Below are 21,228 nucleotides of genomic sequence, written 5' to 3'. Positions count from 1 at the left end.
CTGCCTTGGGTAGTTCGAGACAAGAAAGCGCCAAGCAACGGAAGGTGCTGCTAAGCTGGCGTCAAAAACGTTCAAGGTTGAGCATGATTGCCACGATTTCGACGAGAGGATCGTCTTCGCAGGCAACGCGATAGCGGGCGGGGGACCGGGGCGTCGAAGGCATCCTCACCAGGTTCCCGGCGCAGGAGGGTTGTATGGCTGGTGTTCTGCTCCGACCAATTGCCCGGCTTGACGCAAGCGGGTCCGACCTTGGCCCGCGTCTCTGGAAGGTGGGTTGCAGAGCAGTGCGGGCGGGGTCCAGGTGAGGCCGCGTGGATTTTGATCTATTTCTTCTCGTTCGGTGACCGAGCGGCTGAGTGTAGAGGACTGGCGCCACATGTCGCTGCTCATGGCCGTGGGAACCGCGGCGGTTCCTCGAGGTTGTCACAGTTGAACATTGGAGGATGCGGAATGGACGATGAGCGGGTCTGGAACTTCGAAGAAAGCCTTTGGCAAGCATCCGAGGATCGCTATCACGAGCGGGTCGATTCGGAATGTGTCATGGCACTGAGCCACGCCCCGTTTCTCTTTCAGGGCGAAGCTGCCGTCGAAGCCGTTACCGGGACGCCGGATTGGGACAAGGTCGCGTTCTCGAACCAGCACGTCTCTCGTCCTCAGGAGGGGCTGATTGTTGTCGGTTATGAAGTGAAGGCGGAGAAGGGCGAGACGGTCTTTGAAGCCGCCTGTACTTCGGTCTATCGCCGGATCGAACATGAGGAATGGACCGTGGTTCAGCATGCCCAGGTGGCGAGGGGTCGCGGCATGGAGGGGCAGTAGCAGAGACGTGCCGCGGGGCTGCTGACGCAGCTGCTTTCGTACGAAATTGCGCCTGCACGACAGACTGTTGTGTAGGCAGCGTCATAGGCAGGTGCCAAGGCAGTACTGAAAGCCAACAGAACTCCCTCGACTTGGGACGATTGTTGGCGCGAGGCCGTCCTTGAGAAGCTTACGTTGCGTGACGGGAAGGACAATTTGGTCCTAGTGCTGGCAACCGCGCCGGCACGTGCCGCTAGTTTTCGCCACAGAGTTTTGTCGCCTGCCGGAGTAATGTAGAAGCGCCCCGAGCGGAATGCCAAGCTAGCTGCAGGCGGTTTCTGCCTCTATGGGCTGTACAGGTGGAACTCGAGGCGGTTGCTTGGATTGCGGAACCGCTGCATCGCCCGCCCTTCCCAAGGTTCACTGCAGGTGCCCCGCTCGTCGCTTATGACTTCACACGGCGTTTGCCTGGTTTACGCGCTTCGACAGCGCCTCTCGGCTTTCCACGCGCTCGGAGTAGCGGTCCACAAGGTGATCCTTGATGTCACGGGTCAGAAAAGTGAAGCGCACCAGTTCCTCCATCACGTCCACGATCCGGTCATAGTAGGGCGAGCGCTTCATGCGGCCCTCCGTGTCGAACTCGTCCCAGGCCTTGGCAACGGAAGACTGGTTCGGGATCGTCAGGAGCCGCATCCAGCGGCCGAGGATGCGCAGCTGGTTGACCGTGTTGAAGCTCTGGCTGCCGCCGCAGACCTGCATCACCGCCAGCGTCTTGCCCTGGGTGGGGCGTACGCCGCCCAGGGACAGCGGGATCCAGTCGACCTGCGTCTTCATCACGCCCGACATCGCGCCGTGGCGCTCGGGCGAGCACCAGACCATGCCTTCGCACCAGCCGACCAGGTCGCGCAGCTCGGCGACCTTGGGGTGGTCGGCCTCGGTCGCGTCGGCAAGAGGCAGCCCGCGCGGGTCGAAGATGCGCGGCTCGGCCCCCAGGGCCGTGAGGAGGCGCGCGGCCTCTTCTGTGGTGAAGCGCGAGAAGCTGCGCTCGCGCAGTGAGCCGTAGAGCAGCAGGATGCGCGGCGGGTGGGTGCTGCGCCTGGCAGGGAACAGGCGCTCAGGGTCGATGGCCTCGAAGCAAGCGGCCTTGATGTTCGGCAGGTCAGTCAATGATCTGGCCCTTCTCGTTGAGGATCATCTGCCCGTCCTCCTTGTAGAGGGGCCCGGGTGGCAGGCTGTCCAGCAGCGGCAGCACGGTTTCGGACGGGCGGCAAAGGCGCACGCCCTTCGGCGATACGACGATAGGGCGGTTGACCAGAACCGGATGGGCCAGCATCGCGTCCAGGATTTGGGCGTCCGTGACGCCGGCCTCCAGCAGCCCCAGCTCAGCGGCGGGTGATTTCGAGGTTCGTAGCGCCTGGCGCGGTGTCAGGTCTGCCGCCGCCAGCAAGGCCAGCAACTGCGGGCGCGTCCAGCCCTCGGACAGATAGTCGATCACCACAGGCTCGGCGCCCGAGGCGCGGATGATCTCCAGCACATTGCGTGATGTGCCGCAGGCGGGGTTGTGGTGAATGACGATCATGCAGGGGTCTCCGGAAAGCGGGCGCGTGTGCGGTTGGCGAAGGCCACAAGGGACAGCATCACCGGCACCTCGACCAACACGCCCACGACCGTCGCCAGCGCCGCGCCGGAGTTGAGGCCGAAGAGGCTGATTGCGACGGCCACCGCCAGTTCGAAAAAGTTCGACGTGCCGATCATGGCGCAAGGGGCGGCGATCCGGTGCGGCACGCGCATGAGATAGGCGGCGCCGTAGCCAAGAGCAAAGATCAGGTAGCTTTGGATCAGGATCGGCACCGCGATCAGCGCGATGATGGCGGGCCGGTCCAGGATCGTCTGCCCCTGCAGCCCGAAGAGGATCGCGACCGTAACGACCAGCCCCATGATCGACCAGGGCTTCACCCGCGTCGCGAAGGCTTCGATCCGTGCAGGGCTGCCAAGCGCGCGGCGCGTCAGCAGGCCCGCCGCCAGCGGCAGCACGACATAGAGGACCGTTGCCAGCACCAACGTCTGCCACGGCACCACGATCTCGGTCACGCCCAGCAGCAGCGCGACGATGGGCGCGAAGGCGACGACCATGATGATGTCGTTCACCGAGACCTGCACCAGCGTGTAGGTCGGGTCCCCCCGTGTCAGCTGTGACCAGACAAAGACCATCGCGGTGCAGGGCGCGGCGCCCAGCAGGATCAGGCCAGCGATGTATTGCTGCGCATCGTCGGGCGCGATCCAGGGGGCAAAAACATGATCGAAGAACAGGACCGCCAGCAGCGCCATGGTGAAGGGCTTGATGAGCCAGTTGACCGCCAGCGTGATCAGCAGCCCCTTGGGCTGTCGCGCGACACCAGCGACGGCGCCGAAGTCCACGCTGACCATCATCGGGTAAACCATTGCCCAGATCAGCACGGCAACGACCAGGTTGATCGAGGCCACTTCGGCCCCGGCAATGGCCTGCACCAGACCGGGAGCCAGTACCCCCAGGGCAAGACCCGCCATCATGGCAAGCCCGACCCAGAGGGTCAGCCAGCGCTCGAACGCTCCCAAGGGACTGGATTGGGGCTGTGTCATGTCGGTCATCGCATCTGGCCTTTGTATAAGGGGTCGGGCCTGGAATCAGCAGTTGCAGGCAATCTGGTCCAAAACCGGCTGGCACAGTTCCGGCCGCCCACCGCAGCAGTCCTCCATGAGGAAGCCCAGCAGGTTCCGCATCGTCTCCATCCTCGCAAAGTAGCGGATCGAGCGGCCTTCTCGGACTGACCAGACCAGACCTGCCGCAGTTAGGATCGTTAGGTTGTTCGACAGCGTGTTCGGCCGGATGTCCAGGCCTGCCGCAATCTCGCCGGCCGTCATGCCCGACGACCCGGCCTTCACCAGCAGGCGAAACACGTCCAGCCGGATGTCATGTGCGAGGGCGGACAGAGCGTCCAAAGTACGATTCTTTTCCATATTTCATGTTTAATGGAAAAAACAGACTGTACAAGTCTTAGTTTTAAGAGTCGCCACTCTGCGAAGGGCCCAATCATCCAGTCTTTGACACTGCGGTTAAAGAAGCTGCAGTACCCTGCTTGATAATCCTGGCAGCAGTTATGACCGCTCCAAATTAGCTGCAACTGAATATGCCGCGGGGCTTGTGACCGGCAGCCTTGGGCTCCTCGCATCAAAGCGGCGGCAAACGCTGAGCGGCTGTGTCCATCGGATCCTCCGATTCATGGCGAACGCAAGGTTCTGCTCCGTTTGACCTTGCGGCGCGCGGTATAACGAAGGTCGTAGGATCGACAGTAGCGCGCATTGCTGACCAATCGACTGTAGAACCAAAGTAGGATTGTCGCGAACTGGCAAAGTTAGTTTGTCGCCTAGCCCCTGACGCGTGAAGCTTGATCCAGCATCATCCGGGGGCTTCGAGATGGGACTGGTTCTGATGAGCGAACGCGAGCTGCAGCGTATCGAGGTTTTGGCCCAGGTGCTGGATGGCAGCCTGCGCAGCGTGACGGCGGCAAACCTGCTGGGCCTCAGCCCGCGGCAGGTGCAGCGCCTGCTTCAAAGCATCCGCGACGACGGCGCGATGGCCGTGCGGCACAAGCTCCGAGGCCGTCCGTCCAACAACCGCATCAGCGATTTGAAGCGCGACTATGTCCTGTCGCTGATCCGGCAGGATTATCCAGATTTCGGCCCGACGCTGGCGGCCGAGAAGCTGGCCGAGCGGCACGGCATCCGGGTCTCCTCTGAGACGCTACGCAAGTGGATGATCGCGGACGGGATCTGGCAAAGCCGGGTGCAGCGCCGCCGCGTGCATCAGCCCCGTTTGCGGCGCGAAGCCTTGGGTGAGCTGATCCAGATCGACGGCTCCGAGCATCGCTGGTTTGAGGATCGCGCTCCGCCTTGCTCTTTGCTGGTCTTCATCGACGATGCCACTGGTGCGCTCATGCATCTGCGCTTCGTGCGCTCGGAGTCGACCGAGAGCTACTTCGCGGCCCTGGCGGATTATCTGCACGAGCATGGTCTGCCGGTGGCCTTCTATTCCGACAAGCACAGCGTTTTCCGCGTCAACAAGACAGAGGCCCGCAGTGGGCACGGAATGACACAGTTCGGCCGCGCTTTGAGCGAGCTGAACGTCGAGATCCTCTGCGCAAACAGTTCGCAGGCCAAGGGCCGGGTGGAACGGGCGAACCGAACGCTGCAGGACCGGCTGGTCAAGGAATTGCGGCTGGCCGGGATCAGCGACATGGCGGCGGGCAACGCTTTCCTGCCCGGCTTCATCGCGCGGCACAACCTGCGCTTTGCCCATCCCCCTGCCCGGCCCGAGAACCTGCACCGGCCAGTCAATCTGCCGGGGTCACGTTTGGCTGACATCCTCTGCATTCGCGACCAGCGACAGGTCGGCGCGAGCCTCGTGGTGCATTACGAGCGCCGGAAGTTCATCCTCGAGGACAGCGAGCATGCACGCAGTGCGATCGGGCGCTATGTCGAGACCTACGCCTATGCTGACCGATCTTTCGAGATCCGCTGGAAAGGCATCCAGCTGCCCTACCGGGTCTTCGATCCCAGCCAGCAGCGCGTGACCCACACCGCGATCACCGAGAACAAGCGCCTCGGCGACATGCTGGCCTTCATCAAGACACAGCAGGACGCCGATCCTCCGCTGGTCGGCGCGGTCGGCAAGCAGCGCACCCGCTATACCCCGACCGGCAAGCGTGGCGGCGGCAGGAAAAGTGGGCTTGAACGACGTGCTGAACGGCGTGCGGCTGAAGCGCAGGCCGCCGCACCGCCACCAGCAGAGTGACGACATGAGAGCCCAGAGCCGCCGGCCCCGCCCCTACGGCCCTTTGTGGAGAGAGCGGGCCGGGGCCGGCTGACCGCCTCCCTGCAAGGCCAGCGACATTTCTAAATGGCGGAACACGCGACGTTTTAACTTGGTGATGCAGGCTCCATTCTGAATGCACCAGTCCTGCGGGGCAGGGCTTGTCATGGTGCCTCCAATCTTATCAGCTCATCTTGAAACGCTTCGGTGGGTGTTCGGTAGCCCAGGCATTTGCGGGGCGTGGCGTTCAGGCGCCGACATGTCATCTTCATCGAATGAGGCGTCAGCTGCAACACAGCAGTATCCCGGGGCAAGTAGCGGCGGATGCGCTTGTTCATGTTCTCGACCGAGCCTTTTTGCCAAGGCGCCTGCGGGTCGCAGAACCACGCCTTCGTGCCCATGCCGGTTTCCAACTCACGCCAGGCCACGAACTCCAGACCGCGGTCAAAGGTGATCGAGCGCCGCGCCTCGGCGGGAAGGGGTGACATCTCGTGGATCAGGCGGTTCATGAGGGGCTTGGACTTCCGATCGTTGTTGCGCAGCAGGACGGTGTAGCGGGTCTTCCGTTCGACCAGTGTGGCCACATTGGCATCGCCCTGAGCGCGTTCGAAGATCATCAGATCACCCTCCCAATTTCCAAACTGGCTGCGGTCGTTGATCTCGGACGGTCGGTTATGGATGCTCGTTTCCACAGGAAAAACCCGGTTGCGGGGTGTGCGGGCATAGCGTGGTTTCCGCTTCCGGCGCCGCTCGGGCAGGAGGCGCGCCAGTTGCGCGGACTGGCCGTCGGCCGAGTAGACATACTGGTAGATCGTCTCATGGCAGAGCCTGTGCGGGGCGCCAGGTTCGATCCTGAGCCGGCCTGCAATCTGTTCGGGAGACCAGCCTTCCTGAAGGCAGCGGATCACTTCGGCTCGCAAATCTGGAAAACGCTCGAGCTTGCGCCGACGTGACCGCCTGCGGTCGGCCTGGGACTGAGCCGTCACATGCCAATAGCCATCAGCCTGCGGGACATCCTTGTCATGCCACCAGTTCCTTTTGACCTCGCGAGTGATGGTCGAGCGATCACGGCCGAGCATCTGCGCAATCTTCGTCTTCGGCACCTTGGCTTGCAGCATTCGTGCAATCACGCGACGTTCGTCCAGCGTCAGGTTGGTGAAAGGGCGCCTCATCATATGCTCCTGAATAGCTTCAGGAAACTATCGAGTGATGCATTCCAGAATGGAATGTGCCCTTCTACATCGACATCGCCGGATAATCATAGTTATGCAATCTTTTTAGATTGTAGAAATTCTATAGCACAGGCTGTCCGGCTTCTGAAAACTCAGTCTTCAGCTTCCCCCAGAGCCATTTTCACGTCCGCGTGATAATCCAAAGAGGAACGTTCGGCTGCTGCCGTTGTTAACACCTCGCCGCGCAATAGGAAGCTCAGATGCCAACTTTCTCGTTCCAACTGCTCCATCTCGAGTGGCTGATAACGCCATGAGCACTCCAAAAGAGCTGGCCGCCACAGATTTGACCTGCGACGTGGTGGTCATCGGTGCCGGCACAGCTGGCATCGCCGCAGAACGTGCCGCCCGCAAGGCAGGCGCCAAGACCCTGCTGATAGATCCGGAATTCCGCGGCACCCTTTGCGCCAATACCGGCTGCATGCCCTCCAAGCTGCTGATCGCCGCAGCGCGCTCGGCCAGTGACGTGCGGCGGGCGCCTGTCTTCGGCGTTCTTCCAGAGGGCGTCCAGATTGACGGTCCAGCGGTCATGAAGCGTGTCAGGGACGAACGCGACCGATTCGTGTCGTTCACCAAGGAGACTTTCGACGACCTGCCCGAGGGAACGGCCGTTACCGGTCGGGCGCGTTTCTTGTCGCAGACAGAGCTTGCGCTGGACGACGGGCGCCGGATCACGGCGGGTGCAGTTGTCATCGCGACCGGCGCCACCCCGCTGATCCCTCCGGCGTTCCGCGACTTGGGGCCGTGCGTCCTGACGCATGAGACAGTATTCGACCTTGAGGATCTCCCCGAAAGTCTGGCGGTGATCGGTGGCGGCCCGATCGGGTTGGAACTGGCGCAGGCCATGGGCCGGCTTGGCGTCCCCGTCACCCTTTTCGACACGTCAAGGATATTGGCCAAGGCCAAGTGCGGGATGGTAAACGAGGCCTTGAAGGCAGCAGTTGGCCGCGACGTCACCCTTCGCCTCGGTTGTGAGACCGAGGCCAGCGAGGTCGCGGACGGCATCTGCATCCGCTGGCAGGGCGAGGATCCGGGAGAGGCGATCTTCAGCCATGTGCTCGTCGCGACCGGGCGTCCGCCAAACCTTGCCGGTCTCGACCTCCAGGCTACCGGGCTGTCACTGGACGACCATGGCACGCCCCTCTTCAACAAGCAGACGATGCAGTGCGGCGACGCGCCGGTTTTCTTGGCCGGGGATGCCGATGCGGATGTTCCGCTGCTGCACGAGGCCTCGACCGAAGGGGCCATTGCCGGCGCCAATGCCGCATCATTCCCGCAGGTAACGCCACAGCAGCGCAGTGCTGCCTTCACCCTGACCTTCACCGATCCCCCGGTGGCCACCGTCGGAAGCGGGCCGGGTGATGGGACAATCACGGGCCATTCGGATTATTCGGACCAAGGCCGCGCCCGCGTCGATGCACGCGCCGAGGGGGGAATGACGCTCTATGCCGATCCCCAAGGCAGGCTGATCGGTGGTGATCTCTGCTGCCCAGGGGCCGAGCACATGGCGCATCTGCTGGCCTTTGCCGTCCAGTCCGGAACAACCGCGCCGCAACTGCTGGAGATGCCATTCTATCACCCGACCTTGGAGGAAGGGATGAAGGCTGCCCTGCGCCAGATCTGCCGCCAGGTAAGCCAACCCGAACCGCAAAGCCGCGACAGCGGTTTGCCTCCCGGTGCGTGATGGCTGCGAAGGGACACCGCGATGAGTGAAAGCATTCAGGATCTGGGCGCGGGCTTCTGGACCATCCGCGGCGACCTTAAGATCGGCGGGGTGCTGAATGTCGGCACCCAGGCCGCACTGGTGCGCCTGACCACCGGCCGATTTGTCATGTTGGACAGCTACCCGTTGCGGGGCGCATTGCGGGACCAGGTGATGGCGCTGACAGACGATGGTCGGTCGGTGGACGCGATCCTGAACCTGCACCCGTTCCACACGCTGCATTGCGCCACCACTGCTGCAGATTTCCCTGCGGCGCGGCTGTATGGTTCGCAGCGTCACTGGGCAAAATACCCCAACCTCTCATGGCAGCCCGAACCGGTCGAAAGCGACGCGGTGGCGGCCATGTTCGCACCGGACCTGGAGTTCACCCTGCCGGCGGGCATCGACTACATCAGCGGCAATGAGCGCGTCCACGCGGGTTCTCTGCTGGCTTGGCACCCTGCAAGCCGCAGCCTGCATGTCGATGACACGATCAACCTGCTGCCGGTGCCGCGCCTTTTGCGGCCCTTCTTTCCCCGTCCGCGCGTCTTCCTGCACCCCTCTCTGCCTAAGGCAATTCTGACCGATGCAGGCGCGCATGAGCAGTTCCGGGAGTGGCTGCATGCCTTGGCGCAACGCTGCAGCCAACTCCGGTGGCTCTGCGCCGCGCATTCGGGGCTACGGGAGTTTGCGCCCGGAGAGTTCGCAAAGGAATTGCAGGCGGCATATCGACGGGTTGAGCGGTCGCTCTCCAAAACCTGAGCGCGCGGGACTTGCAGCGCGCTGGCGCCTTGCGTGCCACAAAGAACCGGCACGGCAGGTTGGTCCTGGGTCAACCCACCATAATTTCGCGCGTGGCCACTGGAAACTGCGGATGGCGGGCGGTGATCCGGATCTTTCCCGCCTCGCCCGTCAGGCGCAGCCACATCCCCGTGGTTCCCCCCTGCAGCATGCGCAGGTCCGGCCCGATCATCCGTGCGGGGCCGTCCACCGTCACCGCGATCCCTGCATCCAGGAAGGGCAGCCGGTTCCCCGCTTGGTCCAGCGCGCGCAGCATCACCCGCAGGTCGATGTCCCCGTCCGCCGGCAACGCGTCGCGGTCTGGCACGATCTGCAGCGTGGTGGGCAGCGGATCGGCCAGGTAGTCGCGCACCGCGACCTGTTCCCCGTTAAGCCAGCCGATGATGCGGCCGGGATGCCAGCTCATGCCCCACCGGCCCAGTTCCTCGGCACTGATATGACGGTGGCCGATGATGACGGGCGGGTGCGGCAGATGGGGGAACCGCTCTCGGTCGGGACCCACGCGGCGGGTGACGCCCGCGCATTCGAACTCGACCTCGTCGCAGTTGGTCAGCACGATCAGGGGCAGGACGCCGCCGATGTTGCGTTCGCCCCGCGCCCAGAAGGTCACCGGCTCCATCACGATGCCCTCGGACGGCGGCTTCTGGCTGCCATAGGCATGGGCCGCGAATTTCGGTTCGCGCCAGATGTCCATGACGCCGTGATGGCAGATGCGGTCGCCCGCGCCGAAATCCTTGTGCGTGTTGTAATCGAACATGCACCAGCCGATGCAGCCCGAGATGGCCGGATCCCCATGGGCGGCGTTCAGCACCTCCAGATGGCGGATCACGTGTTCCATCTGGCGCAGTTCGGGGTCCTGCGCCTTGGTCGGGAACATGTGGCCGTTATATTCGGTGACCAGATAGGGCACCGGTTTCTTGATCCCCGTCACCTCGGCGGGCGCGCGCAGGGCGGTGCGCGGCCGGTTGATCAGCGGCAGCTCGGATTCGTCCAGGATGAAATCGTTCATCGTATAGACATCCTCCAGCATCTCGCTGTCCGTGATGCAGCGCACGCCGCCCGTGGCCCGTGTCGGGTCCAGCGCGCGCGCCAGCGCGTTGGTGCGGACATAGAAATCGTGGCTGTCCGGGCTTTCGTTGATGCGCACGCCCCAGATGACGATGCTGGGGTGGTTCCAGTCGCGGGTGATCATCGCGCGGACATTGTCCACGCTGCGGTCCTGCCAGGCCGCGTCGCCGATATGCTGCCAGCCCGGGATTTCCTCGAACACCAGCAGCCCGATCTCGTCGCAGCGGTCCAGGAACCACGTGCTTTGCGGATAATGCGATGTGCGCACCATGTTGCAGCCCAGATCGAAGCGCAGGATCTCGGCGTCGCGTTCCTGCGCGTGCCGGCCCGCGGCATAGCCCTGATGCGGCCAGCTCTGGTGCCGGTTCAGCCCGCGCAGCTTCATCGGCTGGCCGTTCAGCAGAAAGCCCTGCGGCGTCCATTCCGCGGTGCGAAAGCCGAAGCGGTGCGTGGTCACGTCGCCGCTGTCAGGCAGGGTCAGCTCGACCGTGTACAGCTGCGGGTTCTCGGGCGACCACAGCGACAGGCCGGTCAGGGCGGACAGGATCAGTTCCCCCTCCCCCTCGGTCGCGGCGATCTCCCTGTCCCCCTCCAGCAGCCGGGCGCGGACAGGGCCGGGGGCGGTGACCTCGGGCCGGATCACGACGGTCTTGGTGTCGGACAGCGCATCGGGCGTCAGGATGCGGGCGTTGGTCAGGTGCCTTTCCGGCAGCACCATCAGCCAGACCTCGCGATAGATCCCCGCGTAGGTCAGATAGTCGATCTGCGCGCCGAAGGGTGGGATGGCGGGGTTTTCCGACCCGTCGATCCGCACCGTGACCAGGTTGTCGCCGGGGCGCAGATGGTCGGTCAGGTCGGCCACAAACGGTGTATAACCGTCGGGATGCGCCACGACTTGCACCCCATTCACCCAGACCACATTGTCGGCCATCGCCCCGTCAAAGCGCAGCTGCACCCGGCGGCCCGCCCATGCGTCGTCCCACGCGATCACGCGCTGATAGGTGAAGGGGCGCTGATAGCTGGTCTCGTCGAAATAGCTCAGCGGCAGGTCCACCGCATTGTGCGGCAGGGTGACGGTATCGCCCACCAGCGCCGCCGCGGGGTCTGCCGCGCCTTCGGCGAATATCCAGCCCTGGTTCAGTTTTTCGATGGTCCGCATGATCACCACTCCGCAAAGCTGCCGTCGGCATGGCGCCAGACGGGGTTGCGCCAGCGGTGCCCTTGGGCGGCCATCTGGCGGACCTTGTCCTCATTCACCTCGACGCCCAGACCCGGCCCCTGCGGGATCGCGACGAAGCCGTCCTCATAGGCAAAGACCGACGGATCGGTCAGATAGTCCAGCAGGTCGCTGCCCTGGTTGTAGTGGATGCCAAGCGACTGTTCCTGGATGAAGGCGTTGTAGCAGACCGCATCCAGCTGCAGGTTGGCGGCCAGCGCGATGGGCCCAAGCGGGCAGTGCAGCGCAAGCGCCACGTCATGCGCCTCGGCCATGGCGGCGATGCGATAGGTCTCGGTGATGCCGCCGGAGTGGCTGGGATCGGGCTGGATGATGTCGACATAGCCGCCCTTCAGGATCGCCTTGAAGTCCCACCGGGAATAGAGGCGTTCACCAAGCGCGATCGGGGTGGAGCAGTGGTTGGCGATCTCGCGCAGCGCCTCGACATGTTCCGACAGGACAGGCTCCTCGATGAACATCAGGCGGAAGGGCTCCAGTTCACGCGCCAGCACCTTGGCCATCGGGCGATGCACGCGGCCGTGGAAATCGATCCCGATGCCGAAATCCGGGCCCATCTCCTCGCGGATGGCCTGCACGCGCGCCAGCACCTGGTCGACCTTGGCGTGGCTGTCGACGAACTGCATCTCCTCGGTGCCGTTCATCTTGACGGCGGTAAAGCCCCGGTCGCCGCAATCGCGCGCCATCCGCGCGGTGTCGCCCGGACGGTCGCCTCCGATCCAGCTGTAGACGCGGATACGGTCGCGCAACTGTCCGCCCAGCAGGGCATGGACCGGCACGCCCAGATCCTTGCCCTTGATGTCCCACAGCGCCTGGTCGATCCCCGCGATGGCCGACATGTGGATGCCGCCGCCGCGATAGAACCCGGCGCGATACATCACCGTCCAATGGTCCTGGATCAGGCGCGGGTCGCGGCCGATGAGGTAATCGGACAGCTCCTCGACGCAGGCAGCGACGGATGCGGCGCGCCCCTCCAGCACGGGTTCGCCCCACCCGCTGATGCCTTCGTCGGTGCTGATCTTCACGAAGCACCAGCGCGGCGGGACGATGAAGGTTTCGATGGCGGTGATTTTCATAGGTGGTCCTCTCCGGCGGGTTCCATGCCCGGCGCAGTGAAGCGTGCGCCGCCTTCGGGCAGAATCGCGGGGCCTGCGTGGGTGTCAGAGGTGGCCTGACAAGTCTCTGCGCCGGTCACGCACCAGTCGAAATGCGCGGTAACGGGGGGTCCTGCGTCCCCCTGCAGATCGGCGACGATGTGAGGCGACCAAGCGGGGATCCCTGCGAGCCGTGCGGCCTCGGCCTGCAGCACCGCCTTCTCGGAGAACCTGACACCGGAGGGGTCTCCAGCATCTGGTGACGGCCCGCGCGCAGCACTGCCATAACTTTGTCGAACCTCCCCTGCGGCAGGCTGCACAACGATATCGCGTCCACGTTGTTCGTCATCGGCGCCATGATGCGATGGTTCGACCCGCCTCCCAGCATTGCATCGCGGCTGGCAGTGGCGATCGGCGCCAGCCTGTCGATCGCTGCAATGGCGCAAAGGAGCTGCCGCACGCGCAATCGCGCCAAGGCCCAAAGATCCGGTCCTCAAGCTCATCGCAGGCGCTGCCCGGTGTCCGCGTCGAAGAAGAACGCATCCGCCGCGTCAAAGGTCAGCCCAACGCTGCCGCCACCGGCCGGGTTCAGGCGCTGCGTGGTCTGCACGACCAGCTTCTCTCCGGTGGGCGCGCGCAGATGCGCAAAGGTGGTGCCGCCCAGGTTTTCCGCCAGATCGACGCGGAAAGGACCTTCGGGCGTCAGGGTCAGCGCGTCGGGGCGCAGCCCGATCTCGACCGCGCGGCCGTCGGTCAGGGTTGGGCTGCTGCGGTCCAGCGAGGTGCCGAAGGCGGGCGTCACCACCTGTCCGCCCTTCACCTGCCCCGCCACGAAATTCATCGCCGGGCTGCCGATGAAACCCGCGACAAAGCGGTTGTCGGGGTCGTCGTACAGATCCATCGGGCGGCCCACCTGCTCGATCCTGCCCGACCGCAAGACGACGATCTTGTCGGCCATGGTCATCGCCTCGACCTGGTCATGGGTGACATAGATCATCGTCGCGCCCAGCTCGCGGTGCAGGCGCGCGATCTCGGCCCGCATCTCGACGCGCAGCTCGGCGTCCAGGTTGGACAGCGGCTCGTCGAACAGGAACACCTTGGGGCCGCGCACGATGGCGCGGCCAATGGCCACGCGCTGGCGCTGGCCGCCCGACAGGTTTGCGGGCTTGCGGTCCAGCAGCGGGTCCAGCTTCAGGATGCGGGCGGCCTCGGCCACCTTGGCGGCGATCTCGGCCTTGGGGTGGCCGTTCATCTTCAGGCCAAAGCCCATGTTCTGCGCGACCGTCATGTGCGGATAGAGCGCGTAGGTCTGGAACACCATTGCCACGCCCCGGTCCGCCGGTTCGGCATCGGTGACGTCTTCGCCGTCGATGCGGATCGCACCGGCGCTGGTCTCCTCCAGCCCGGCGATCATGCGCAGCAGCGTGGATTTCCCGCAGCCCGAGGGGCCGACAAAGACGCAGAACTCGCCCTGATCGACCTGCAGGTCGACGCCGTGGATGACCCTGACGGGGCCGAAATCCTTGGTGACGCGGCTCAGCTGGACACCCGACATGGCAACCTCATAACTTCTGTTCGGGGAACCGCCAGGTGTCGGCGGTGGCGGCGATCTGCGCCGCGGCTTTGCGCACGGGCCCCGCCAGCGCCAGAAGCTGGTCGCGCGGTGTCGTGGCGGTCGTTGCGGTGACGGAAACCGCGCCCAGCACCCGGCCCGTTCCCGACAGGATGGGGGCGGCGATGCAGGCGATGCCCGTCTCGTGCTCCTCGTCGTCCAGCGCGTATCCGCGCTCGCGGATGCGGGCCAGCTCGGCGCGCAAGGCGTCGGGCGTGGTCAGGGTGTTCGCTGTATGCGCGTGAAAGGACTGACGCGCGATGGCGGCGGCCAGCTTGTCCTCGGGCAGATGAGCCAGCATCGCCTTGCCGACCCCGGTGCAATAGGCGGGACCGACCTTGCCCGATTGCGCGAACATCTCGACCGGCATCGCGGCGTTGCGTTTGTCCACGTAAAGGACCGCGCCGTTGTCCAGCTGCGCCAGGTGGACGGTCTGCCCCAGATCGGTCGCCAGCCGGTCCAGAACCTCCTGCGCCAGGGGCGCGAGGCTCGATTGCGCCCAGGCCGAATGGGCCAGCCGCACCAGCCGCATGCCGGGCGCGTAGGTCTGGCGGTCGTCATCATAGGCCAGCATGTCCTGATGGGTCAGCGCCTGCAGGAAACGGTACAGGGTCGCCTTGGGCAGGCCGGATGCCGGCAGGATTTCCGCGAACCGCACGGGGCGGCCATAGCCGGCCACCAGGTCCAGCACAGCCAGCGTGCGGCCCACAGTGCCATCTGTCGTCTCGCGTCCCTGCACCGTCACGTCACCCTCCCCCGATGTTGACAGGCTAGGCGATTCGCCGCATAGTTTCAATATTCAAAACTGAGTTTCAATAAATGGAACCTAAGGGGAGGGAGACCATGGTTCATCTGAAAAAGGGGCTGGTGCTGGCGCTGCTGCTGTCCACCGCCGCCCCCGCCATCGCGCAGAGCCGCGTCCTCGTGTTCAACACGGACGCGTCAGATCCTGCACCCAAGGCGGCCTTCGACCAGCTGATCGCGGATTTCGAGGCCGAGTACCCGGAGGTCGACGTCCAAGTGAACACCTTCGATCATGAGGGCTACAAGACCGCGATCCGCAACTTCCTGTCGGCCGATGCACCGGACCTTGCCAACTGGTATGCGGGCAACCGGATGGCGCCCTTCGTCGATGCCGGGCAGTTTCTGGACGTGTCCGATGTCTGGGAGGAAAACGGGCTGAAGGACAGCCTGGGATCCGCGCTGTCGTCCATGACCATCGACGACAAGCAGTGGGGCATCCCCTATACCTATTACCAGTGGGGCATCTACACCAACAAGGATGTCTATGCGCAGGTCGGGGTACAGCCCGCCGCGACCTGGGATGAATTCATCGCCAATTGCGAGAAGTTCAAGGAGGCCGGGATCGACTGCCTGACCACCGGGTCCAAGGCGCTGTGGCCGGTGGCGGGACTATTCGACTATCTCTCGTTGCGCACCAACGGCTATGACTGGCACATGCAGCTGACGAACGGGGAGATCCCCTGGACCGACGACAGCGTGCGCGCGGTCTTTGCCGAATTCGCCAAGGTGCTGCCCTATGTCTCGGCCAACCACGCCGCGATCGATTGGCAGGACGCGGTGTCGAACCTGGTCCAGGGCAAGGCCGCGAACTATGTCATGGGCAACTTTGCCGTGGCTGCGTTCAAGGACGGCGGCATGACGGACGAAACCCTGGGCTTCATGCCCTTCCCCACCATCAACCCCGACATCCCGCGGGCCGAGGAGGCACCGACCGACACGGTCCACATCCCGGCGGGTGCCAAGAACCCGGACGACGCCAAGCTGTTCCTGGCCTTCCTGGCGCGGCCCGACGTGCAGACCAAAATGAACACGACGCTTGGCCAGCTGCCGATCAACGCCGAAAGCAGCGTGGGCGACGACCCCTTCCTGCAGGCGGGCTTCGAGCTGCTGTCCACGGCCGAAGGCGGCATCGCGCAGTTCTTCGACCGCGATGCCCCGCCGGAGATGGCCAAGGCCGGCATGGAAGGCTTCCAGGAGTTCATGGTCCGGCCCGAGCGGCTCGACGCGATCCTGGAGCGGCTGGAGCGGATGCGCCAGCGCGTCTACGCCCAATGACGTGACGCGGGCGGTCCCAAGGGGCCGCCCGTGCCGCACCCCCTGAACAGGAAGCTGGCCCATGACCGCCCTGCCCGACACCCACCCGCCCCAAGCCGCCCACCGACCTGCCCACCGCCGCGCGCGCCGTCGGCTGACCCCTTGGCTGTTCCTGGCACCGGGCCTTCTGATGTTCGGGGTCTATGTGCTGATCCCGATCTTCCAGTCGGTCTGGGTGTCGTTCCACGATTGGGACGGGCTGGGGCCGATGCGCTGGATCGGACTGGCAAATTATGACGAGCTGTGGTGGGACGAAGCCTTCTATACCAGCCTGAAGAACAACATCCTCTGGCTGGCGCTGTACCTGCTGGCGGTGCCCCTGGGGCTGATGATCGCACTGTTCCTGAACCAGACAGTGCGCGGCATCCGCATCTACAAGTCGCTGTTCTTCTTTCCCTTCGTCATCAGCCAGGTCGTCGTGGGGCTGATCTTTTCCTGGTTCTACGCGCCGGGTTTCGGCCTCCTCTATGCGCTGATCGAATGGGCCAGCGGCACGGGCGTGGCGATCCTGGCCGACGAACGCTATGTCACCTATGGCATCATCGCGGCGGGCCTGTGGCCGCAGATCGCGTACTGCATGATCCTCTACCTGACCGGCCTGAACGCGGTCGCGCCCGACCAGATCGAGGCCGCGCGCCTGGACGGCGCGCGGGGCTGGCGGATGCTGTGGCACGTGGTCCTGCCGCAACTGCGCCCGGCGACCTTCATTGCGGTGGTCGTGACCGTCATCGGCGCGCTGCGCAGTTTCGACCTCGTCTCCATCATGACCTCGGGCGGGCCGTTCGGGTCGTCGCGTGTCCTGTCCTATTACATGTACGAACAGGCGCTGTCGGAATACGGCTATCGCATGGGTTACGGCGCGGCGATCGCGGTGGTCCTGTTCGGCATCATGATGATCTTCATCTCGGGCTTCATCTGGAAGATGTGGCGCGACGAGAAAGGGGTCTGAGCCATGTTCCCCCGTCCCATCCAGACGATGTCCCCCGCCGCGCAGCGCGCCTACAAGATCGTGCTGCCGATCATGCTGATCCTGTGGCTGCTGCCGCTGCTGGGGGTCGCCATGACCTCGGTCCGCCCCTCGGGCGACCTGGCGGCGGGCAACTATTTCGGCATCCCCTCCCGCTTCGCGTGGGAGAATTACGCCGACGTGTTCCGCAACTCGCCCCTGGCGCAGTACCTGTGGAACAGCTTTCGCATCACCATCCCGGTGATGATCGGCGCGGTGGCGCTGTCCTGCCTGACCGGCTTTGCGCTGGCGGTCTACAAGTTCCGCCTGTCGCTGGTCGTGTTCTTCATGTTCGTGGCGGGCAATTTCGTGCCTTTCCAGATCCTGATGGTGCCGGTGCGCGACCTGACGGTGAACATGGGCCTCTACAACACCATCACCGGGCTGGCGCTGTTCCACATCGCCTTTCAGACCGGCTTCTGCACGCTGTTCATGAGGAATTTCATCAAGGCCCTGCCGCGCGAGCTGATCGAGGCCGCCCGGGTCGAGGGCGTCACCGAATGGCAGATCTTCTGGCATATCGTGCTGCCGCTGGTGCGACCCGCCATCGCGGCGCTGTCGGTGCTGGTCTTCACCTTCATCTGGAACGACTACTTCTGGGCCATGGTGCTGACCACCGGCGCCAGCACGCAGCCGGTGACGGCGGGTCTGAATAGCCTGAACGGCCAGTGGATCGCGGCTTGGCACCTGGTCAGCGCGGGCTCGATCCTGGCGGCCCTGCCGCCGGTCCTGATGTTCTTCCTGATGCAGCGGCACTTCATCGCGGGCCTGACCCTGGGCGCGGTGAAATGAGGCTCTGGCGCATCGACACCCCTGCGCAGACCATGGTCCTGGGCAGCGACGGCGGGATGGCCTGCTGCCATTACTGGGGTGTGCCCCTGCCGGCGGCGACCGACCTCGGCACGCTTGTGGCGGCGGGCATGGGCGGCATCACCGGCGGCATGCTGGACGCGTTGCCGCCCCTGTCTTTGATCCCCGAGGCGCGGCGCAGCTTCCCGGGCCAGCCGGGGCTGGTGGCGTTCCGGGACGGTCTGCCGCTGGAGCCCGACTGGCGGCTGGAGGGCGCCGATGAAGGCAACGTGCTGGTCCTGCGCCACACTGCACCGGGGCTGCGGCTGGACGTCACGATCCGCGCGATGGATCATGGGCTGATCGGCCTGCGGGCGCGGATGACGGCCGATGCGCCCATCACGCTGCACCATCTGGCGCTGGCCCTGCCCCTGCCCGCGCATCTGTCGGAACTGACCGAACTGGCGGGCCGCTGGACACGCGAATTCCAGCCGGTGACCAGCACCCTGGACCACAGCGCCCGCCTGCGCGATGCCCGGACGGGCCGGTCGGGGCATGAGCATCCGCCGCATCTGTGGCTGACGACCCCCGGCGCGACCAACACCACCGGAGAGGCCGTGGCCCTGCATTACGGCTGGTCCGGCGGCCACCGCATGCTGGTCGAGACTCTGCCCGAAGGCCGCCGCCAGATCCAGCTGGGCCATTGTTCGGGCTCGGAACGCAGTCCCGGCACCGCCTTCGAGACGGCGGAAATCTGGCTGGCGCGGGGCGATGGGGGCCTGAACAGCGTGGCGATCCCGTTCCAGCGGGCAATCCGCGATGCCCTGCCCCCCGTGCGCCAGCCCCGTCCGGTACATTACAACGGGTGGGAGGCGATCTATTTCCGCCACGACGCCGCCGAACTGGCCGACATCGCCGAACGCGCCGCGGCACTGGGGGCGGAACGGTTCGTCCTGGACGACGGCTGGTTCGGGCGGCGCGACGACGATACCTCCTCCTTGGGCGATTGGACCATCGACCCGCGCAAGCATCCTCAGGGGTTCAAGCCGCTGATCGACAGGCTGCACGCTTTGAACATGGGCTTCGGCCTGTGGTTCGAGCCCGAGATGATCAACGAGAACAGCGACCTGCATCCCGCCCACCCGGACTGGGTGCTGGGGCCGGCGGACCAGATCCGGGGACGCAACCAGCTGCATCTGGACCTGTCACGAGACGATGTGCGTGACTACCTGTTCGACCTCATCGGCAGCATTCTGGACGCATGGGACATCGACTATGTCAAATGGGACCACAACCGCCTGACGCCCTTTCCCGATGCGGCGCAGACCCGCGGCGTCTATGCGCTGCTGGACCGACTGCGCGCGGCCCATCCCAAGGTCGAATTCGAAAGCTGCGCCTCCGGCGGGGGCCGGATCGATGCGGGCATTCTGACCCGCTGCGGCCGCGTCTGGCTGTCCGACAGCAACGATGCGGTGGAGCGCCTGCGGATCCAGCATCATGCGGCAATGCTGCTGCCCGCCTGCGTGACGGGCAGCCATGTCGGCCCGCGCGAATGCCACACCTCGGGGCGGGTACTGCCGATGGCGCTGCGGGCCTGGACCGCGGCGCAGCGGCGCATGGGCTTCGAGATGGACCCGCGTGAGCTGACCCCGGATGAGGCGGACACCCTGACCCGCGTCACCGCCTGGTGGAAGGCGAACCGCGCCTGGATGATGACGGGCGACATCTGGCGGCTGGATCGTCCGTCGGGCGCCCTGGCTGAGATGCAGCTGTCGGCCGACGGCCGCCGCCTTGTCATCTTCGCGGCCCAGATCGACGCGCCGGTGGCGCTGCAGCCGCCATTGCTGCGCCTGACGGCGCTTGATCCCGCCGCGCGCTATCGCCTGCGCATGATCCAGCATCCGCTCGGGCACAAAAGCGCCGTGACGGCGTTAAGTGCGGGTGATGTCGTGCTGGAGGGCGCGGCATTGATGGCGCAGGGGGTTGCCTTGCCGCCCGCCTACCCGCAAACCATTGCCGTCATCGAAGGGACGCAACTGTGAGCATAGACTGGATCGCCGCCGATTGGGGCACCACCAACCTGCGGCTCTGGGCCATGTCCGGCCGCAAGCCCGTCGAGCGGCGCGTCCAGGCGCGGGGCATGGGCGGCCTGCGCCCAGATGAATTCGCCCCGGTCCTGGCGGAGGCGACGGAAGGCTGGCCAGCCGTTCCCGTCGTCGCCTGCGGCATGGTCGGCTCGCGCCAGGGCTGGATCGAGGCACCCTATGCCGCCGTGCCCTGCCCCGCGACGCCGCGCTTCGTCTCCGTACCCGGCCGGCCGGGCGGCCGCGCCGTCGGCATCGTCTGCGGCGTTCGACAGGACAGTCCCGCCGACGTGATGCGGGGCGAGGAGACGCAGATCGCGGGCCTTCTGGCGCTGTCGCCGGATTTTGACGGCATCGCCTGCCTGCCCGGCACGCATACCAAGTGGGTCCGCATCTCGGCCGGCGAAATCTGCAACTTCAAGAGTTTCATGACCGGGGAGCTGTTTGCCCTGATCGCCGGCCAATCCGTCCTGCGCCATTCGATGGGCGAGGCGGAAGGGGACGGCGAGGCGTTCCGCGCTGCGGTCTCGGACGCAATGGCCCGCCCCGAGCGCGGTTATGGCGCGCTGTTCCAGATCCGTGCCGAATCCCTGCTGGCCGGGCTCGATCCGGCCGTCGCCAAGGGGCGGCTCTCGGGCACCCTGATCGGGTGGGAACTGGCGGCGGCGCGGCCCTGGTGGCTGGGCTGCGACGTGACCATCATCGGCGCCCCTGCCCTGTCGGCGCTTTATGCGGCAGCGCTGGAGGCACAGGGCGTTCCCGCGGCGCTGATGTCGGACGAGGATGCCACCCTTGCCGGGCTTGCCGCCGCCCATCAGCAATTCCTGACCACGACCTGAAAGTCCTG

Annotated in this window: 19 protein-coding genes; 9 read left to right on the top strand and 10 right to left on the bottom strand. The window is 65.2% G+C overall.

All coding sequences use genetic code 11. The features are described from left to right. The first annotated feature begins 450 nt into the window (after positions 1 to 450). Entirely contained in the window at positions 451 to 816 is a 366-nt protein-coding gene (locus tag ACZ2G3_RS17805; RefSeq protein WP_470399412.1) for a hypothetical protein, read from the top strand. A 432-nt stretch (positions 817 to 1,248) separates the two neighbouring features. Here ACZ2G3_RS17805 and arsH read toward each other — a convergent pair whose 3' ends face one another. Genes arsH through ACZ2G3_RS17785 form a run of 4 tightly spaced genes read right to left on the bottom strand, consistent with a single transcriptional unit; the run spans position 1,249 to position 3,792 of the window. Beyond that, positions 1,249 to 1,962 carry an arsenical resistance protein ArsH gene (arsH, locus tag ACZ2G3_RS17800; protein WP_470399410.1) on the bottom strand — a complete coding sequence of 238 codons (714 nt, stop codon included), beginning with the start codon at positions 1,960 to 1,962 and terminating at the stop codon, positions 1,249 to 1,251. Then, a complete protein-coding gene (gene arsC / locus ACZ2G3_RS17795) occupies positions 1,955 to 2,374 on the bottom strand; it encodes an arsenate reductase (glutaredoxin) (protein WP_470399409.1) in 420 nt (139 codons plus the stop codon). Before arsC ends, arsH begins: the two co-directional genes overlap by 8 nt. Continuing rightward, the gene (gene arsB, locus ACZ2G3_RS17790) at positions 2,371 to 3,423 is read right to left on the bottom strand and encodes an ACR3 family arsenite efflux transporter (protein ID WP_470399408.1); all 1,053 of its coding nucleotides are present in this window, start codon (positions 3,421 to 3,423) and stop codon (positions 2,371 to 2,373) included. The genes arsC and arsB overlap by 4 nt, the downstream gene beginning before the upstream one ends. 36 nt (positions 3,424 to 3,459) lie before the next feature. After that, complete coding sequence (locus ACZ2G3_RS17785; RefSeq protein WP_470399406.1) at positions 3,460 to 3,792, bottom strand: ArsR/SmtB family transcription factor; 333 nt, start codon at positions 3,790 to 3,792, stop codon at positions 3,460 to 3,462. Between the two features lie 457 nt (positions 3,793 to 4,249). On the opposite strand from ACZ2G3_RS17785, the gene ACZ2G3_RS17780 reads away from it, so the two are divergent. Continuing rightward, the gene (locus ACZ2G3_RS17780) at positions 4,250 to 5,626 is read left to right on the top strand and encodes an ISNCY family transposase (RefSeq protein ID WP_470395236.1); all 1,377 of its coding nucleotides are present in this window, start codon (positions 4,250 to 4,252) and stop codon (positions 5,624 to 5,626) included. Between the two features lie 182 nt (positions 5,627 to 5,808). Here ACZ2G3_RS17780 and ACZ2G3_RS17775 read toward each other — a convergent pair whose 3' ends face one another. Continuing rightward, the gene (locus tag ACZ2G3_RS17775) at positions 5,809 to 6,816 is read right to left on the bottom strand and encodes an IS30 family transposase (RefSeq protein WP_470395238.1); all 1,008 of its coding nucleotides are present in this window, start codon (positions 6,814 to 6,816) and stop codon (positions 5,809 to 5,811) included. Between the two features lie 152 nt (positions 6,817 to 6,968). Beyond that, on the bottom strand, positions 6,969 to 7,106 hold the full coding sequence (locus ACZ2G3_RS17770) for a hypothetical protein (protein ID WP_470399405.1): 138 nt from the start codon (positions 7,104 to 7,106) through the stop codon (positions 6,969 to 6,971). 20 nt (positions 7,107 to 7,126) lie between these two features. Here ACZ2G3_RS17770 and ACZ2G3_RS17765 point away from each other — a divergent pair, with 20 nt between their 5' ends. Continuing rightward, positions 7,127 to 8,557: a dihydrolipoyl dehydrogenase gene (locus ACZ2G3_RS17765; RefSeq protein WP_470399403.1), complete on the top strand. Its 1,431-nt coding sequence runs from the start codon at positions 7,127 to 7,129 to the stop codon at positions 8,555 to 8,557. A gap of 21 nt (positions 8,558 to 8,578) precedes the next feature. After that, a complete protein-coding gene (locus ACZ2G3_RS17760) occupies positions 8,579 to 9,337 on the top strand; it encodes a hypothetical protein (protein WP_470399401.1) in 759 nt (252 codons plus the stop codon). A 70-nt stretch (positions 9,338 to 9,407) separates the two neighbouring features. Here ACZ2G3_RS17760 and ACZ2G3_RS17755 read toward each other — a convergent pair whose 3' ends face one another. From ACZ2G3_RS17755 to ACZ2G3_RS17740, 4 genes are all read right to left on the bottom strand, one after another. After that, complete coding sequence (locus tag ACZ2G3_RS17755) at positions 9,408 to 11,603, bottom strand: glycoside hydrolase family 2 protein (protein ID WP_470399399.1); 2,196 nt, start codon at positions 11,601 to 11,603, stop codon at positions 9,408 to 9,410. A gap of 2 nt (positions 11,604 to 11,605) precedes the next feature. Beyond that, positions 11,606 to 12,754 (bottom strand): galactonate dehydratase, encoded by a 1,149-nt coding sequence (dgoD, locus tag ACZ2G3_RS17750; protein ID WP_470399398.1) that lies wholly within the window; start codon positions 12,752 to 12,754, stop codon positions 11,606 to 11,608. A gap of 517 nt (positions 12,755 to 13,271) precedes the next feature. Next, positions 13,272 to 14,327: an ABC transporter ATP-binding protein gene (locus ACZ2G3_RS17745; RefSeq protein WP_470399396.1), complete on the bottom strand. Its 1,056-nt coding sequence runs from the start codon at positions 14,325 to 14,327 to the stop codon at positions 13,272 to 13,274. 7 nt (positions 14,328 to 14,334) lie between these two features. After that, entirely contained in the window at positions 14,335 to 15,123 is a 789-nt protein-coding gene (locus ACZ2G3_RS17740; RefSeq protein WP_470399732.1) for an IclR family transcriptional regulator, read from the bottom strand. Between the two features lie 104 nt (positions 15,124 to 15,227). On the opposite strand from ACZ2G3_RS17740, the gene ACZ2G3_RS17735 reads away from it, so the two are divergent. The 5 genes from ACZ2G3_RS17735 (at position 15,228) to ACZ2G3_RS17715 (ending at position 21,220) form a co-directional block, all read left to right on the top strand. Next, positions 15,228 to 16,463: an ABC transporter substrate-binding protein gene (locus ACZ2G3_RS17735; protein WP_470399394.1), complete on the top strand. Its 1,236-nt coding sequence runs from the start codon at positions 15,228 to 15,230 to the stop codon at positions 16,461 to 16,463. 61 nt (positions 16,464 to 16,524) lie between these two features. Continuing rightward, on the top strand, positions 16,525 to 17,451 hold the full coding sequence (locus ACZ2G3_RS17730) for a carbohydrate ABC transporter permease (protein WP_470399392.1): 927 nt from the start codon (positions 16,525 to 16,527) through the stop codon (positions 17,449 to 17,451). Between the two features lie 3 nt (positions 17,452 to 17,454). Then, positions 17,455 to 18,300, top strand: coding sequence for a carbohydrate ABC transporter permease (locus ACZ2G3_RS17725; protein WP_470399390.1), 846 nt, complete (start codon positions 17,455 to 17,457; stop codon positions 18,298 to 18,300). Beyond that, positions 18,297 to 20,339 carry an alpha-galactosidase gene (locus ACZ2G3_RS17720; protein WP_470399388.1) on the top strand — a complete coding sequence of 681 codons (2,043 nt, stop codon included), beginning with the start codon at positions 18,297 to 18,299 and terminating at the stop codon, positions 20,337 to 20,339. Before ACZ2G3_RS17725 ends, ACZ2G3_RS17720 begins: the two co-directional genes overlap by 4 nt. Continuing rightward, positions 20,336 to 21,220 carry a 2-dehydro-3-deoxygalactonokinase gene (locus tag ACZ2G3_RS17715; RefSeq protein ID WP_470399386.1) on the top strand — a complete coding sequence of 295 codons (885 nt, stop codon included), beginning with the start codon at positions 20,336 to 20,338 and terminating at the stop codon, positions 21,218 to 21,220. Before ACZ2G3_RS17720 ends, ACZ2G3_RS17715 begins: the two co-directional genes overlap by 4 nt. Positions 21,221 to 21,228: the final 8 nt, after the last annotated feature.

The sequence above is a fragment of the Paracoccus sp. KKT209 genome (assembly GCF_055635455.1).
Note: the sequence above shows the minus strand (reverse complement) of the source record. Positions and strands in the feature narration are given on the sequence as shown.